At 31.8% G+C, this 14,398-nt stretch carries 13 protein-coding genes; all 13 read left to right on the forward strand.

Annotated elements, in window-relative coordinates; genetic code table 11:
- Positions 1 to 182: 182 nt before the first annotated feature.
- Positions 183 to 956: a Rossmann-like and DUF2520 domain-containing protein gene (locus FNW38_RS12680; RefSeq protein WP_143388195.1), complete on the forward strand. Its 774-nt coding sequence runs from the start codon at positions 183 to 185 to the stop codon at positions 954 to 956.
- Complete coding sequence (locus tag FNW38_RS12685; RefSeq protein ID WP_143388196.1) at positions 940 to 1,467, forward strand: KdsC family phosphatase; 528 nt, start codon at positions 940 to 942, stop codon at positions 1,465 to 1,467. Before FNW38_RS12680 ends, FNW38_RS12685 begins: the two co-directional genes overlap by 17 nt.
- A gap of 167 nt (positions 1,468 to 1,634) precedes the next feature.
- Entirely contained in the window at positions 1,635 to 2,546 is a 912-nt protein-coding gene (locus FNW38_RS12690; protein WP_143388197.1) for a geranylgeranylglycerol-phosphate geranylgeranyltransferase, read from the forward strand.
- Between the two features lie 92 nt (positions 2,547 to 2,638).
- Positions 2,639 to 3,223: a Maf-like protein gene (locus tag FNW38_RS12695; RefSeq protein ID WP_143388198.1), complete on the forward strand. Its 585-nt coding sequence runs from the start codon at positions 2,639 to 2,641 to the stop codon at positions 3,221 to 3,223.
- 13 nt (positions 3,224 to 3,236) lie between these two features.
- On the forward strand, positions 3,237 to 3,767 hold the full coding sequence (locus FNW38_RS12700) for a mechanosensitive ion channel domain-containing protein (RefSeq protein WP_143388199.1): 531 nt from the start codon (positions 3,237 to 3,239) through the stop codon (positions 3,765 to 3,767).
- 175 nt (positions 3,768 to 3,942) lie between these two features.
- Positions 3,943 to 5,142: an AI-2E family transporter gene (locus FNW38_RS12705; protein WP_143388200.1), complete on the forward strand. Its 1,200-nt coding sequence runs from the start codon at positions 3,943 to 3,945 to the stop codon at positions 5,140 to 5,142.
- A 43-nt stretch (positions 5,143 to 5,185) separates the two neighbouring features.
- Entirely contained in the window at positions 5,186 to 7,006 is a 1,821-nt protein-coding gene (locus FNW38_RS12710; RefSeq protein WP_143388201.1) for a hypothetical protein, read from the forward strand.
- Between the two features lie 169 nt (positions 7,007 to 7,175).
- The gene (locus FNW38_RS12715) at positions 7,176 to 7,493 is read left to right on the forward strand and encodes a hypothetical protein (protein WP_143388202.1); all 318 of its coding nucleotides are present in this window, start codon (positions 7,176 to 7,178) and stop codon (positions 7,491 to 7,493) included.
- A 170-nt stretch (positions 7,494 to 7,663) separates the two neighbouring features.
- The gene (locus FNW38_RS12720; RefSeq protein WP_143388203.1) at positions 7,664 to 8,146 is read left to right on the forward strand and encodes a hypothetical protein; all 483 of its coding nucleotides are present in this window, start codon (positions 7,664 to 7,666) and stop codon (positions 8,144 to 8,146) included.
- A 292-nt stretch (positions 8,147 to 8,438) separates the two neighbouring features.
- Positions 8,439 to 8,756: a hypothetical protein gene (locus FNW38_RS12725; RefSeq protein WP_143388204.1), complete on the forward strand. Its 318-nt coding sequence runs from the start codon at positions 8,439 to 8,441 to the stop codon at positions 8,754 to 8,756.
- Positions 8,757 to 9,109: 353 nt separating this feature from the next.
- Positions 9,110 to 9,628 (forward strand): hypothetical protein, encoded by a 519-nt coding sequence (locus FNW38_RS12730; protein WP_143388205.1) that lies wholly within the window; start codon positions 9,110 to 9,112, stop codon positions 9,626 to 9,628.
- A 333-nt stretch (positions 9,629 to 9,961) separates the two neighbouring features.
- Positions 9,962 to 12,493, forward strand: a complete 2,532-nt coding sequence (locus FNW38_RS12735) for a PIG-L family deacetylase (protein WP_144064874.1) — start codon at positions 9,962 to 9,964, stop codon at positions 12,491 to 12,493.
- Positions 12,494 to 12,615: 122 nt separating this feature from the next.
- Positions 12,616 to 14,334 carry a sodium:solute symporter gene (locus FNW38_RS12740; protein ID WP_144064875.1) on the forward strand — a complete coding sequence of 573 codons (1,719 nt, stop codon included), beginning with the start codon at positions 12,616 to 12,618 and terminating at the stop codon, positions 14,332 to 14,334.
- Positions 14,335 to 14,398: the final 64 nt, after the last annotated feature.

A 14,398-nucleotide genomic window follows, 5' to 3' on the forward strand; every position in this document is an offset into this window, starting at 1 on the left:
CAAAGATTATTGAAAAAATGACTTGTTTAACAAATAATTAACCTTTATTGCCGTTCAATCCTGCAAGTTGGGTTAAGTCTTCTTATTTTTCTGTAAAAAGTATATTTCTATGCTAATTAGGTTTTATAATCGATTCAAAAATTGAATAAAAACTCTTAATATTTTTTTGCTAATTTTGCCAAATGATTAAAGTAATTATTATTGGTTCTGGAAATGTAGCACAACATTTGATTGCGGCATTTCAAAATTCCCAAAATCTGGGAACAGAAATCGAATTGGTTCAAGTTTTTTCAAGACAAATAGGAAGTGTCTCTCACCTACTCGATTTAGATCATATTACAAATGATTTTGATACTTTGACAGAAGCTGATTTGTATATTATTGCAGTTTCAGATGATGCAATTGCTGCCATTTCCTCGAAACTTCCGTTCAAAAATCGTTTGGTGGTTCATACTTCCGGAAGCGTTCCTTTGAATGCCTTGGATGACAATAATCGAAAAGGAGTTTTCTATCCTTTGCAAACCTTTACCAAAAACAAAGCTGTTGATTTTAAAATCATTCCAATTTGTTTAGAAAGCGAAAATGCCACCGATTTTCAATTATTGGAAAAAGTGGCTAAAGCAATTTCTGATAAGATTTTTGCCATCAATTCAGAACAACGGAAAGCATTACATGTTGCAGCGGTTTTTGTCAATAATTTCGTAAATCATTTGTACCAAATAGGAAACGAAATTTGCCAGGAACATCAGGTTCCTTTTGAAATTCTAAAACCTTTGATTTCAGAAACCACTCAAAAAATTATGGTACTTTCGCCTTCAGCAGCACAAACAGGACCAGCAAAACGCAATGATATCAAGACTATTCAAGCGCATGAAGCCTTTTTATCCAATGAAGATCATTTAAAAATTTATAAAACACTAACACAATCTATACAGCATAATGGCAAAAAGTTATAAAGAAATAATGAACGACATCACCACTTTTATTTTTGATGTTGATGGCGTACTTACCGATAGCTCCGTTTTTGTAACCAATGAAGGAGAAATTCTGCGAACTATGAATATTCGTGATGGTTATGCCATGAAAGCTGCAGTAGAAAGCGGTTATAATGTTTGCATCATTTCAGGTGGAAGCAACGAAGGCGTTCGAGTTAGATTAAGAAATCTGGGAATTACTGACATCCATTTAGGCACACCGAACAAAGTGGAAACCTTTGATGAATATACTGATGTGTACCAAATAAATCCTGAGCATGTTTTGTACATGGGCGATGATATTCCGGATTATCACGTCATGAAATTAGTGGGATTACCTGCTTGTCCGCAAGATGCCAGCCCCGAAATTAAAGCCATTTCAAGATATATTTCACATAAAAACGGAGGGAAAGGTGCTGCGCGTGATGTAATTGAACAGGTAATGAAAGCACAAGGAAAATGGATGGCATATTTTGACGGGAAACACGATTGATTAGTAATCAGTGGTCAGTTTTTTAGTAATCAGTTGCAATGATTAATAAAAAGTAATTTATTTCAATTTTTTCTGAACACTGAATTTTATATGAACAATAAAAACTGACCACTGAATACTAGCTCCTCCTATCTGAACACTAAAAAACTGAATACTGAACACTAAATATGAAGTTCCTAAAACTCATTCGATACCACAACCTGCTCATACTTGCTTTTATGCAACTTATTTTCAGGTACGGATTTTTTAAATTTCAGAATATTCCATTGGCATTAAATGACTGGCAATATGGATTATTGGTATTATCGACAGTATTACTTGCAGCGGGAGGTTATGTTATTAATAATATTTTTGACCAAAATACGGATAACATCAATAAACCCAACAACGTAATTGTAGGCAAAACCATTTCAGAAGCTAAGGCTTATAATCTATATATTGGACTTACTGTTTCTGGCGTGGCGATTGGTTTTTATTTATCGAATGTTATACTGAAACCTGGCTTTGCATCCATTTTTATCTTGATTGCCGCAACACTTTATTTTTATGCTACAAGCCTAAAGCAAATGATGCTTATTGGGAATAGCATTGTTGCTTTATTGCTTTCTTTTAGTGTGATTATCATTGGAGTTTTTGATTTATATCCTGTAACATTTGAAGGCAATCAACAACAAATGGCTGTTGTTTTTTCAATCCTTTTAGATTATGCGCTGTTTACTTTCATCCTTAATTTTATTAGGGAAATAGTAAAAGACTTAGAGGATGTAAATGGCGATTACAATCAAGGAATGAATACATTACCTATTGCCATAGGAATTAACAGAACCTCAAAAATAGTTTTTGGATTAAGTTTTATTCCAGTTTTGGCGATTCTTTTTTACATAAACAATTATCTTTTCCAACTGCAGTTTGCAACAATATATTTATTGCTGTTTGTATTGGGACCGCTTCTTTTTTTTACTTTGAAAATTTGGACTGCAAAAACTAAAAATGACTTTCACAAATTGAGCTTACTTCTTAAATGGATTCTTCTTTTCGGGATTATATCTATTGTTGTTATTACTATAAATATGAAATGAGCACAACGGAAATCTGTTATAAACAAAAGAAGAGGTTTAAAGCGAATTGTATATGCCCCTTAAAAAAAATAAAAATCTACATATAAAACATAATGCTTAGAAATAAATTAAAAAAATACAAACTGATTCTAGCTTCGGGTTCTCCAAGACGTCAGCAGTTCTTCAAAGATTTAGATTTGGACTTTGAAATTAGGCTAAAAGAAATTGAAGAAGTTTATCCTCCGGAATTAGAAGCTGCAGAAATCACTAATTATCTGGCTGAATTGAAAGCCAATGCTTTTGAAGGGGAATTGCAAACCAATGAAATCCTTATCACAAGCGACACTATTGTTTGGCATAATAATAAGGCTTTAGGTAAGCCAAAAGACGAACAAGATGCCTTTGAAATCTTGAAATCATTGTCAAACACCACACATGAAGTGATAACTTCCGTTTGTTTTAAAACCAATGAAAAAACAGCACTACTTCACGAAATAACTAAAGTTACTTTCAATGAATTAAGCGACGAATCCATTCGTTATTATTTAGAAAATTACAAACCTTATGATAAAGCGGGCGCCTATGGAATCCAAGAATGGATAGGTTTTATAGGTGTTTCAAAAATTGAAGGTTCGTATGCAAATGTGATGGGAATGCCTACGGATAAAGTTTACGAATATTTAAGTAAATTAGCTTAATTAAATTATGGATATGGCTTTCTTTAACGAATATACAAAAGAATTAATTGCAACCGGAATTCTGTTCATTTTGTTGATTTTATTACGAATTATTTCTACAAAATTGGTAAGACGGTATGCTAAATCGAGTCATAGTATTGAACACCGGACCAATTTAGTGATCAAATACATTCATTTGTTTATTAATATTCTGGTAGTAACTGCCTTAATAATAATTTGGGGAGTTCAGACTAAAGATATTTTTATTGCGCTTTCCTCTATTACAACTGTTGTAGGTGTTGCCATGTTTGCCCAATGGTCCATTTTGAGTAACATCACATCCGGTATTATTTTGTTTTTTTCTTTTCCGTTTAAAATTGGTGATGTAATAAAGATTCATGACAAAGATTTTCCTATTGAAGCCGAAATTGAAGATATTGGTGCTTTTCATGTGTACTTAAAAACCAATGATGGGGAAAAGATTATTTATCCTAATAACTTACTTTTACAAAAAGGAATTTCAATTATGAAAAATCATTTTGATGACAAAGAATTCGTGGATTAATCTTAACTTTATAAAGACTTAATTTTCAATTTATTCCATTTACAAGTCACTAAACTAAAAGTGATAATTATACAACTATTGATAAAAAATATATAATACTTTAGAATTTTTATTACATCATATTTGCTTGTTAAACTTAGAAATAATTCCAATTGATTTTAAAAACAAAAAAGATATGAATGACATCTTAAAATTTCCATTTTATGCTAAATTAACTCTAGTTCTATTGAGTTTAATGGCTATTATCTTTATTTTTTATATTGGTCAAGACATATTGATTCCTGTAATGATGTCGTTTTTATTTGCGATATTATTGTATCCTATCGTTCAGTTTTTTAAATCAAAACTTTATTTTCCACATGTTTTGGCGGTAATGATAACGGTACTTTTATTTGTATTAATTTTTATTGGACTTTTTGTATTTCTATCCTTTCAGATTAGTGATTTTACAGATGATTTTGATAAAATTGAAAAAAACATCAACATTCATCTCCGCAATATTCAAGGATTTATCAGAGACAATTTTCATTTAAGTTCAAGAGAACAAAAACAATATATCGATACTGCCACTGAAGATTCAATGGAAAAAGGAAAAGAGATGATCGGCACTACTTTAATGTCGTTTACTGACACCTTGATGAATTTGATTTTAATACCTATTTATACTTTTTTAATTCTTTTATACAGAACTCATTTTTTGCTGTTTTTATCCAAATTATTCAAAAAAGAGAACCATGAACAGTTAAAAAATATATTAACCCATATTAGAGTAGCCATCAACAGTTATATCGTGGGTTTAATTATTGAAATGATTTTAGTTTCAACAATGACAACGCTTGGATTTATGCTTATCGGTGTAAAATATGCTATTTTGTTGGGAATTATTACAGGAATTTTAAATCTGATTCCTTACATCGGAATACTATTTGCCGGAGTTTTAAGCATCGTTGCTTCGCTTACGGGTTCTCCTGATTTATCAATAATTCTTGGTGTAATTGTGATTACTGTCGTAGTTCAGTTAATTGATAATAACATTCTAGTTCCTATGATTGTGAGCTCCAAAGTAGAAATAAATGCATTTGTATCTATTGTTGGAATCATTATAGGGGGAGCAATTGCGGGAGTTTCCGGTATGTTTTTGGCGCTTCCAATTCTTGCCATACTAAAAGTGATTTTTGACAGAATAGAATCATTAGAACCTTGGGGTTACTTGATGGGGGATCATTTACCAAAAACGTATACTTGGCATAATATTAAATTACCACTGTTTGATTCAGATATATCGTCAAAAAAAACCATAATTAAAACGGATATTATAGTTCCCACATTTACGGAAACAACTACAGAATCTGATGTAAATCGGACTGAAAATTAAGCGCTTAAAATTTCAAAATCTATTTAAAATTAATTTTTTTAAGATGCTCCAAAACCAAAAACTGATTTTAATCTTATTACTGCTCAGTTACTGTCAGATTTCTTTTTCGCAGGTAGACAAACCAAAAAAAGATTCTTCCGAAGTATACAGAGATATTCAAACCTATTCAAAAAAGAGGAAATTTACTACCGTATTACATCAGTTAATTTTTAGACCTGTGAATTTAAAAGTTAAAAAGAAAAAAGTGGTTCAAAAAAAATACCTCGCTTTTGAAGGTAGAACTATCAGAAACATCAATATTATTACGCTCGACCCTTTTGGATATTCAGAAATTGATTCTACAAAAGAACCAAGAAATTGGGCGGAAAGAAGTGGGAATAGAATACACATTAAAACCAATAGACTGGCCATTCAGAATTTATTACTCATAAGAAAAAATGAACCGCTGGATTCTTTATTGGTAAAAGAATCTGAACGTTTAATAAGAACGCAGCGTTATATAAGCAGGGTTAATGTATTACCGCAGTTAATTGAAAACAATCCGGATTCAGTAGATGTTTTCATTCGTGTGCTTGATTCGTGGAGTATTATTCCAAAAGGTTCTATTTCAAACTCTAGAACATCTATTGAATTGAAAGAGCGTAACTTTATGGGTTCCGGTCATGAATTTGATACTGAATATAAAACCAGATTCAACGATGGGAAAAGCGCCTATAAATTCGCCTACGGTATTCCCAACATCAAAAATACATTCATAAAAACAATATTAAGTTATCATATTGATTTAGACGGTTATTATGGGAAAAGTGTAACTATTGACCGTCCTTTTTATTCCCCTTTTGCTAAATGGGCGGGCGGAATTTACGTCGATCAACAATTTAGAAAAGATACGCTTCAGGATACCAATTTGATATATGCCAAACAAAATTTTAAATACAATTCACAAGATTTATGGGTAGGCCAAGCTTTTCGATTATTTAAAGGAAATACTGAGGGAGACAGAACTACAAATCTAATTTTATCCGGTAGGTTTTTAAATATAAAATACATTGAAAGTCCTACTGCCGTATATGATCCAATTGATTTCTATTCTGATGAAAAATTTTTACTTTTCGGGATTGGTGTTACTTCAAGAAAATTTATTGAAGACAAATATATTTTTAAAAATGGAATTATAGAGGATGTACCCATTGGGAAAATTTATGGAATTACGGGAGGTTATCAACATAAAAATAACAGTGATCGTTATTATTTGGGTGGTAGAGCTGCATTTGGAAATTTTTATAAATGGGGATTTTTAAGCGCCAATTTTGAATTAGGTTCCTTTTTTGATAAATCGATTACAAACCAGACCGCTTTTTCTTTTCAGGCAAATTATTTTACTAATTTAATTGATATTGGAAAATGGAAATTAAGACAATTTATTAAGCCACAATTCCTTTTGGGTATAAACCGTTTAAATTCTATTGGAGATCGGCTTACAATTAATGAAAATTATGGAATCTCTGGTTTTAATAGTGCAGAACATGGTACCCAAAAAGCGGTGTTGACACTACAAACTCAGGCCTATGCACCATGGAATCTTTGGGGATTTAGATTGAATCCCTATTTTAACTATTCAATCGCTATGCTGGGAAATACCGAAAAAAGATTGGGTGAAAATAAAGCATATTCTAAAATTGGTATCGGATTTATTATAAATAATGATTATTTGGTATTTAGTTCTTTTCAAATATCTCTTTCCTATTACCCTTCAATTCCCCGTGATGGCGAAAATGTTTTCAAAACCAATTCTTTTGAAACCACGGATTTTGGCTTTCAGGATTTTGAATTGGCGAAGCCACGGACGGTTATTTTTAAATAAAAAAAATAAATTTAAACATCTAGTTTAAAACGGATTATAATAAATTCAATCTGTTTTATATAAGGTGTGAATTATATAATTCTGAGCTATAATTGTATAAGTTACTAAATACAATAATGCTTTATCTTTACTCTAATAAAAATATTATTAACTAATACTAAAAAACAAGATGAAAAAAGTTACCGCTTATTTAATGATAATGGTATTGTCATTAAGTGTAATTCCAACCACAATTAGTGCTGCTGAAAAAAATCCAACTACAGTATCAAACAATCCTAAAGAAGTACCTGCAGAAGTTAAAGTTTTACTTTCTCGTTTAGATGAAATAAAAGCGATGGACAAATCTTCAATGAAATCTTCTGAGAAAAAAGCGCTTCGTAAAGAAGTTCGTGCTATTAAATCTGAGCTAGCATCAACTGGAAATGGTGTTTATTTATCTGTTGGTGCAATTATCATTGTTATCCTTCTATTGATCCTTTTATTGTAATCAGTTTCGAAAATAAAATTTAAAGAGAGGCTGGAATACTTCTCTTTTTTCATGAAAACTATGAGCCCAATTAAATGTTAATTATTCAAATTGGCACAATTATTGGCTATATATAAAAATATTGACATAAAGAGTTAATATTAAATAATTATTAATTAAATATTTGAAAAATGAAAACATTAAAATTAATCGCCGTTGGTATAATTCTTTTAGTATCAAGTGCAATACAAGCTCAAGTTTCTGTAAATGTAAACATAGGTACACCACCATCATGGGGGCCTGTAGGATACTCTAACGTAGACTATTATTATTTACCAGATATTGAAGCCTACTATGATATTAGGGCTACACAATTTATTTATTTTGGCGGAGGAAGATGGATACGATCTAGGTATTTACCTACACAGTATAGAAATTATAATTTATATAATGGATATAAAGTAGTACTAACCGATTATCATGGTTCAAGACCTTATAGTAACTTTAAAAATCATAAAGTAAAATATTACAAAGGTTACCATGGAAAACCACAAAAATCTATAGGTTCAAATCGTAGTAATAACCATAAAGCATATAAAAATAATGGTAATAGTGGTAATGGAAAAGGAAATAATGGAAAAGGAAATAATGGCCATGGAAATGGAAAGCATTAATACTTATTCCTCTAATTAAAAAAGAGAGAGTCCCAAAATTGGGACTCTCTCTTTTTTAATACAAAACTCTGATAAAATGATTTGTAAGTGGTTTCGTTTATTCTAACTTTCCTCAGATTATTATTCAATTCCTTGAAATACAAATATTAGAATTTCAACTATTTCTCCATATACAATAACATTCTGTTTACTAGGTATCTATAAAAAAAATTATAAAAAAATCACAAAAATTTATTCTTATTATTCTTATATTTACGGTAACAATAATGTTAAACTAAAAAACCACAACAAGATGAAAAAAATCACCTTTTATTTAATGATGATGGTATTATCATTAACTGTTATTCCAACCACAATCATTGCTGCTGAAAAAAATCCAATTACAGTAACAAGTAATACTAAAGAAGTTCCTGAAAATGTTAAAAAATTGCTTTCTCGTTTAGATGAAATAAAAGCAATGGACAAATCATCTATGAAATCCTCAGAGAAAAAAGCACTTCGTAAAGAAGTACGCGCTATTAACGCTGAGTTAAAATCTACCGGACACGGTATTTATTTATCTGTTGGTGCTATTATCATTGTTATCCTTTTGTTGATTCTTTTAGTGTAATAAAATTTTAAAATAAAAAAAAGAGAAGCTCGCTGGGAGGGCACTGAAAAAGTCCTTAAAGAATTAGATTTCATTAAAAGAGTAGAAAAATAAGATTTTCTACTCTTTTTTTTTATCCTGAAAATGAAGCACTTAAGCAAAACTCGAATTTTCCTTAATCGCCTTAAAATGTCTAATTACTAAAAAGAGATACTTTTTCAGTGCCCTCGTCGTTGGCAGCCTCTTTTTTTTGGAAAGCAAAAATCTTAATTAATTGTTAATTAATTTATATTGGCATAGTTGTTGGCTTTATAAAAAAAGTATTGCCCTAAAGAGTAAATATAAAATTATTAAATCAATTAAATATTTGAAAAATGAAAACATTAAAATTAATCGCCGTAGGAATTATCCTTTTTGCATCTAGTGCAATACACGCACAAGTTTCAGTAAGTTTAAATATAGGTTCAGCTCCATCTTGGGGTCCTGTAGGATATGCAGAAGCAGAATATTATTATTTGCCAGATGTTGAAGCTTATTATGATGTAAGAGCAACACAATTTATTTATTTTGGTGGAGGAAGATGGGTACGATCTAGATATTTGCCTAGACAATATAGAAATTATGACTTGTACAGCGGATACAAAGTAGTATTAAACGATTATCATGGTTCAAGACCTTATAATAACTTTAATCATCATAAAGTAAAATATTACAGAGGATATCATGGTAGAGAACAAAGAACGATAGGTTATAATAATAACTGTAGACAATATGATAATCATAGACAATATGATAACCGTAGACAATATGATAATCATAGAGAAAATAAAGGGCGTGATCATGGAAATAAAGGGCGTGATCATGGAAATGGTCATGGAAACGACAGAGACTAATTACTATAAAATAATCATTACAAAAGAGAGAGCCAAAATTGGGAGGCTACTGAAAAAGTCCTTAAAGAATTAGATTTCATTAAAAGAGTAGAAAAATAAAATTTTCTACTCTTTTTTTTATCCTGAAAATGAAATACTTAAGCAAAACTCGAATTTTCCTTAATTGCCTTAAAATGTCTAATTACTAAAAAGAGATACTTTTTCAGTGGCCTCCCAATTTTGGTTCTCTCTTTTTTTTTAAATGAAATTTTTATTTTAAAGAAAACCAAAAACATTTCAGAAAAAATTATTTAATTCCTACATTTGAAGCTATTGCAAATTAAATTTTAAAAAATGCAAAAAAAACACCTACAAGCTATTACCGTATTTCTTTTTTGTTTTCAAATAACAATTGCTCAACAACCTCAAAAACTAAATTCGGTTGAAATTTATAATCAAATCCAAAAGCTTAATTTTCTAGGTTCAGTTCTTTATATAGCCGCACACCCGGATGATGAAAACACCCGCTTAATTTCTTATTTATCAAATGAGACTAAAGCAAGAACCGGCTACTTATCTTTGACGCGCGGTGACGGCGGACAAAATTTAATAGGTCCGCAATTGCGTGAATTATTAGGTGTAATTCGTACTCAAGAACTTATAGAAGCCAGAAAAATTGATGGTGGTGAACAATTTTTTTCCCGTGCCAATGACTTTGGTTTTTCTAAAAATCCAACTGAAACATTAGAAATTTGGGACAAACAAAAAGTACTCTCCGATATTGTTTGGGCGATTAGAAAATTTCAGCCTGATGTAATTATCAATCGTTTTGACCATCGTTCACTAGGAACCACACACGGTCATCATACGGCATCGGCAATGCTGAGTGTAGAAAGTTTTGATTTAACCAATAATCCAACCATTTTTTCGGAACAATTAAAATCAGTTCAGCCTTGGCAACCCAAACGCCAGTTTTTTAATACTTCATGGTGGTTTTATGGCAGCAAAGAAAAATTTGATGCCGCTGACAAATCAAATTTGATGGAGATGCAAATAGGCGCTTATTTTCCATCAATTGGAAAATCAAATCAGGAAATTGCCGCTTTAAGCCGCAGTCGTCATCAGTCGCAGGGTTTTGGAAGTACCGGAAGTCGTGGTGAGGAAACCGAATATTTAGAATTTATAAATGGCGAACCATTAAAAAATAAATCTTCAATTTTTGAAGGAGTCGACACGAGTTGGAACCGAGTAAAAGGAGGCAAACCTATTGGAGAATTATTGGCAACAATTGCTTCGCAATTTGATCATACCAATCCTTCGGCTAGCATTCGCAATTTGGCGAAAGCCTATACCATGATGCAAGCATTGGAAGAGAAACATTGGACCACATTAAAATCGTCTGCGATAAAAGAAATTATTGCTGCTTGTTCCGGATTGTATCTGGAAGCAGTTGCCCAAAATCAGGAAGCAACTCCCGGCAGTATTGTAAAACTAAAACTTGAGGCCATAAATAGAAGTGCTATTCCGATGCAATTAATGAGCGTCACCACTTTGCCGGAACAAAAAAGCACTCCTCAAAATACAGCTTTAAATACTAATATTTTAAAAAACATAAACCTTGATTTACAATTGCCTAAAACCATAGAATATACACAACCGTATTGGTTAAAAGAAAAAGGCAATGAAGGAATATACACGGTAGATGATCAAAAAAATATTGGAATTCCTGATAGTAGTAGGGATGTAAAAGTAGTTTTTAACATCCAAATCAATGGAATTGACATTCCTTTTGAACGAACCGTTGTCTATAAATACAATGATGGCGTAAAAGGAGAAATGTATAATTATTTAGATATTGTTCCAGAGATAACGACTAGTATTCTGGACAAAGTAGCCCTTTTTAAGGATAACAAAAATAAAACAGTAGCGGTAAAAATTAAAGCTGGAAAAGATGCCGTGAAAGGGGAATTGAAACTGGAATTACCTAATAATTGGATGGTTTCCCCAAAATTGATTCCATTTAATTTAGAAAAAAAGGGAACAGAACAAATCGTTTATTTTGAGGTAACTCCACCAAATCAACCCGATGAAGCTGTAGCCAAAAGCATTGCCGCCATTGACAATATTCGATATGATAAAGACCAAATCATCATCGATTACAATCATATTACAAAACAACAGGTATTGAAGCCGGCCGAAGCCAAATTTATCAAGCTGGATTTAAAAACCAACGGGGAAAAAATTGGCTACATTATGGGAGCTGGAGATGAGGTCCCTGAAAGCTTGACACAAATGGGTTATAAAGTTACTCTCCTAAAAGCAGAAGAAATAACTCCCGAAAAACTAGCCAATCTTGATGTGGTTATCACTGGAGTACGAGCTTATAATACCGTACAAGCATTGGCCAACAAACAAAGTATTCTTTTGGAATTTATAAAAGAAGGAAAAACAATGTTGGTACAATACAATACACCCGATGACATTGTTCCGGCAAATATTGCTCCGTTTCCACTCAAAATTTCACGTGACAGAGTTACTGAAGAAAATGCTGAAGTTCGATTTTTAGCGCCTAATCATCCCGTTATGAATTTACCAAATAAAATCACTTCAAAAGATTTTGAAGGTTGGAAACAGGAACAAGGATTGTATTATCCTAAAGAGTTTGATAAAGCCTTCACTCCTATTTTATCATCAAATGATAAAGGGGAAACACCAAAGGACGGGGCTTTATTAGTCGCTCCTTACGGAAAAGGGTATTATATTTATACCGGTTTAAGTTTTTTTAGAGAATTACCTGAAGGTGTTCCTGGAGCTTTTAGATTATTATCAAATATGATTTCGCTAAAATCAGCTGTAAAGATTCCCGCCCAAAAAATTAAGCCTTAAAAAAATCAAAAATGGAAACAAAAAAAATAAAAACCTGGAAGAAAAACTACACTTGGGTCCTTGTAGCCAATGCCATTTATATTTTGATTTTTTATCTAATAATGGAATTATACTCTTAAATTATGCAACTATTCGATTGGGTCATACTTATAGTCACTTTACTATTTATTGTAATTTATGGAGCCTGGAAAACCAGAGGAAGTAAAAATGTAGAAGATTTTATTCTTGGTGGTAACGAAACGCCTTGGTATGTGGTTGGACTTTCGGTAATGGCCACACAAGCCAGTGCCATTACTTTTCTTTCTACTCCCGGACAAGCGTATCATGACGGAATGGGGTTTGTACAGTTCTACTTTGGATTACCCATTGCCATGGTGGTAATTTGTGTAACTTTTATCCCTTTATACCACAGATACAAAGTATACACTGCTTATGAATACCTCGAAAAAAGGTTTGATTTACAGACACGTTCACTTGCTGCCATACTTTTCCTGTTTCAAAGAGGTTTAGGAACAGGTCTTACCATTTATGCTCCGGCTATTATTTTGTCAGCAATATTGGGTTGGAACCTCAACATTATGAATATTATAATAGGTGTTTTGGTAATTATTTATACGTTTTCCGGTGGAACAAAAGCAGTAAACGTGACTCAAAAACAACAAATGTTTGTAATCATGTCAGGAATGTTAATCACGTTTTTTCTCCTATTACATTATTTACCAAATGATATGACTTTTACTAATGCTTTGCATATTGCCGGGGCAAATGATAAAATGAATATTGTTAATTTTTCAACTGATCCAGAGGAAAAATACACTTTTTGGAGTGGAATCACGGGAGGTTTTTTCCTGGCGCTGGCTTATTTTGGTACGGATCAATCGCAAGTAGGACGCTATTTATCTGGGAAATCTGTTCGGGAAAGCCAAATGGGATTGATAATGAATGGTCTTTTAAAAGTGCCAATGCAATTTTTCATTTTGCTAACGGGAGTTATGGTTTTTGTTTTTTTCCAATTCAATCCAGTTCCTTTAAATTTTAATCCCAACAATAAAATAGCCATTGAGAAATCACAATTCAAAGAAGAATATCATGTTTTAGAAAAAAAACTGGATGCTTTATCCGAAGATAAAAAAGTGATTAATCTATTGTACATCGATCAGCTCAATCAGGATTATGATAATCCAATTCTTCGAAAAGAATTAATTGCATTATCCAACAAAGAAAAAGATTTGAGAGATCGAGCTAAAGAAATTATCCTAAAAGCCGATAGTAACAGCGAAACGAACGATAAAGATTATGTTTTTTTTCATTTTATCCTGAATTATTTACCCAAAGGACTCATTGGTTTATTACTTGCTGTAATTATTTCTGCGGCTATGTCGTCTACTGCTTCAGGACTGAATGCTTTGGCTTCTACAACAGCAATTGATATTTACAAACGCAATCTGAAAGAAGAAAAATCAGAAAAACATTATCTCAATGCCACGAAATTTTTCACACTCATATGGGGAATAATAGCTATTCTTTTTGCTTCTATTGGCACGCTATTCGAAAATTTAATCCAATTGGTAAATATCATAGGATCAATTTTCTATGGAACTGTTTTGGGAATTTTCTTGGTTGGTTTTTATATCAAACAAGTTCATGGCAAAGCCATTTTTAGCAGCGCAATAATAAGCCAATTAACCATTTTTATAATCTATTATTTTGCCATTTATATTTACCCAAGCGGAGAAGAAAAACTGGGTTATTTATGGCTCAATTTCATTGGAGCTTTGTTAACCATTGTAATTTCGTTGCTGTTGCAATGGACGATTTTCAGAAAACAAAAGGCTAACTAATTTTAGGAAAAGGCACATCAAAAAAAATCCCGTCTCGATTATCGAGACGGGATTTTTTTGTGAG

The sequence above is a fragment of the Flavobacterium gawalongense genome (assembly GCF_007097265.1).
Taxonomy (GTDB): Bacteria; Bacteroidota; Bacteroidia; order Flavobacteriales; family Flavobacteriaceae; genus Flavobacterium; species Flavobacterium gawalongense.

Excerpts from the sequence above, each read along its gene's own strand:
- FNW38_RS12740 (WP_144064875.1), top strand. The coding sequence starts at position 12,616 with ATGCAACTATTCGATTGGGTCATACTTATAGTCACTTTACTATTTATT.
- FNW38_RS12720 (WP_143388203.1), top strand. The coding sequence starts at position 7,664 with ATGAAAACATTAAAATTAATCGCCGTTGGTATAATTCTTTTAGTATCA.
- FNW38_RS12690 (WP_143388197.1), top strand. The coding sequence starts at position 1,635 with ATGAAGTTCCTAAAACTCATTCGATACCACAACCTGCTCATACTTGCT.
- FNW38_RS12700 (WP_143388199.1), top strand. The coding sequence starts at position 3,237 with ATGGCTTTCTTTAACGAATATACAAAAGAATTAATTGCAACCGGAATT.
- FNW38_RS12735 (WP_144064874.1), top strand. The coding sequence starts at position 9,962 with ATGCAAAAAAAACACCTACAAGCTATTACCGTATTTCTTTTTTGTTTT.
- FNW38_RS12730 (WP_143388205.1), top strand. The coding sequence starts at position 9,110 with ATGAAAACATTAAAATTAATCGCCGTAGGAATTATCCTTTTTGCATCT.
- FNW38_RS12685 (WP_143388196.1), top strand. The coding sequence starts at position 940 with ATGGCAAAAAGTTATAAAGAAATAATGAACGACATCACCACTTTTATT.
- FNW38_RS12705 (WP_143388200.1), top strand. The coding sequence starts at position 3,943 with ATGAATGACATCTTAAAATTTCCATTTTATGCTAAATTAACTCTAGTT.
- FNW38_RS12725 (WP_143388204.1), top strand. The coding sequence starts at position 8,439 with ATGAAAAAAATCACCTTTTATTTAATGATGATGGTATTATCATTAACT.
- FNW38_RS12680 (WP_143388195.1), top strand. The coding sequence starts at position 183 with ATGATTAAAGTAATTATTATTGGTTCTGGAAATGTAGCACAACATTTG.
- FNW38_RS12715 (WP_143388202.1), top strand. The coding sequence starts at position 7,176 with ATGAAAAAAGTTACCGCTTATTTAATGATAATGGTATTGTCATTAAGT.
- FNW38_RS12710 (WP_143388201.1), top strand. The coding sequence starts at position 5,186 with ATGCTCCAAAACCAAAAACTGATTTTAATCTTATTACTGCTCAGTTAC.
- FNW38_RS12695 (WP_143388198.1), top strand. The coding sequence starts at position 2,639 with ATGCTTAGAAATAAATTAAAAAAATACAAACTGATTCTAGCTTCGGGT.